This window comes from Allochromatium palmeri (genome assembly GCF_009720725.1).
Classification (GTDB): Bacteria; Pseudomonadota; Gammaproteobacteria; order Chromatiales; family Chromatiaceae; genus Thermochromatium; species Thermochromatium palmeri.
This window is the reverse complement of the sequence record NZ_WNKT01000119.1, coordinates 1-1,507: the sequence shown is the minus strand read 5'-3', so window position 1 is coordinate 1,507 and position 1,507 is coordinate 1. Positions and strand designations below refer to the sequence as shown.

The following is a 1,507-nucleotide window of genomic DNA, read 5'->3' as shown; positions in this document are numbered from 1 at the left end:
CGGGGTGGATGGTCAAGGTCGGAGGAGGTTGAGCGCCGGGGTTAGGTCGTGAGCGCCGGCGGCGGACGGGTGAGGAACAGGATCTCGGTGACCCGGTGCAAGAGCGCTTTCACCGGACAATTCGAGGGCAGTTGCAGTTTGACGCGATCCTGGTACTGCACCACGCGCACGGCGATCTTGAACAGCTTCAAGATCACCGTGGCCGGTTGCGCCTGGGCCAGTTCGGTGTGCACCAGCACATTGGTGCGCAGCGCGTGGTGTAGGACATAGGCCCCGCAGGCGAAGAACAGGCGCAGGTGGTTGGCCAGAAAGCGGTGGTCGGAGGTGCGATCACTGGCGAGATCGTGCTTGAGCATCTTGATGAGGTTTTCATCTTGACCGCGCGCGCTGTAGAGATCGCGATAGAGACACTCAGGCGAGGGCAGATCCAACGAGGTCACCACGAAGCGCGGATTGTCGTCGAAGGCCATCACCTCGGCCTTGAGGATGACGCGAAATGCCTGCGGCCAAGTCCCGGCCGCGTACGCCAGCTCATGGTAGGAGCGGGTACTGTTCGGCAGCGGCTGATGGAGGCGGCGGGCATTTTCACAGCGCACCGCATGGCGGTGGCGGTTGGTCTCCAGAAAGGGCTTGGCCAACGGCGAGAGCACGCGGTTGCCGGCCAGTCCGAAGATGAAATCGGTGTGCCCATCGGCCAGCGCGAGCGCCATCAGTTCCGGATTGGCGAAGTGCCCATCCCCGCGCAGCACGAAATGGGTCTCGGGCCAGGCCGCGCGCAGACGCTGCAACACCCGCTTCATGATCATGGCGTTTTCGGCACCGGTCGGACGCTTGCCAGGGCGCAGGACAGCGGTGATGAACCGCCCCGAGAGCCCCTCGAAGAGAAACAGCGGCAAGTAGCAGTGGTGCTGATAGTAATGGTTGTAGAAACTGAATTCCTGCTGTCCGTGGGTGGGATCTTCGGAGTGGTCCAGGTCGATGACGATCACCGCCGGCGCCTCAGAATAGCTGGCGATGAACTGATCGACGAAGGCCTGCGCCAGGCGGTAGAGGTCTTTGGTCGAGACCGCATTCTCCAGGCGCGAGAACGTCGGCCCACTGGCCAGATCCATCGCCTGCTCCAAGGGACGGCGGTCCAGCCCGAGCTTGAACAGGGGATCCGTGCGCAGCGCATTGGCGTCGTTGCCATCTTCATACCCGCAGCCGATCTGAAAGATCCGTTGGGCGATCAGGTCGCGCAGGGGATGGGTGATGTAGGACGGATGGCGCTGGTCATCAATGGCTTGGGCGAGGCGCTCGGTCAGACCGATCGGCTGATCGACACCACGCAAAATCAACGGGCCAAAGTCCGAAGACATCGCCCCGCCGTCGAAGTCGGCGCGCACGCTTAGACCATCGACGGGAGGAAATCGTAGCGACTTTTGGGTAGACTCGGGCATGGGCGACCTCGTTTAGCTTCTCCGAAGCGTTCTTGGCGGAACACCAATTTTATCAATTGGTTAAACGA

Annotated in this window: 1 protein-coding gene; it reads right to left on the bottom strand. The window is 61.9% G+C overall.

The window, feature by feature from the left end; translation table 11 throughout:
* Positions 1-41 precede the first annotated feature (41 nt).
* Positions 42-1,439 (bottom strand): IS1380 family transposase, encoded by a 1,398-nt coding sequence (locus GJ668_RS19680; RefSeq protein WP_155451775.1) that lies wholly within the window; start codon positions 1,437-1,439, stop codon positions 42-44.
* Positions 1,440-1,507: the final 68 nt, after the last annotated feature.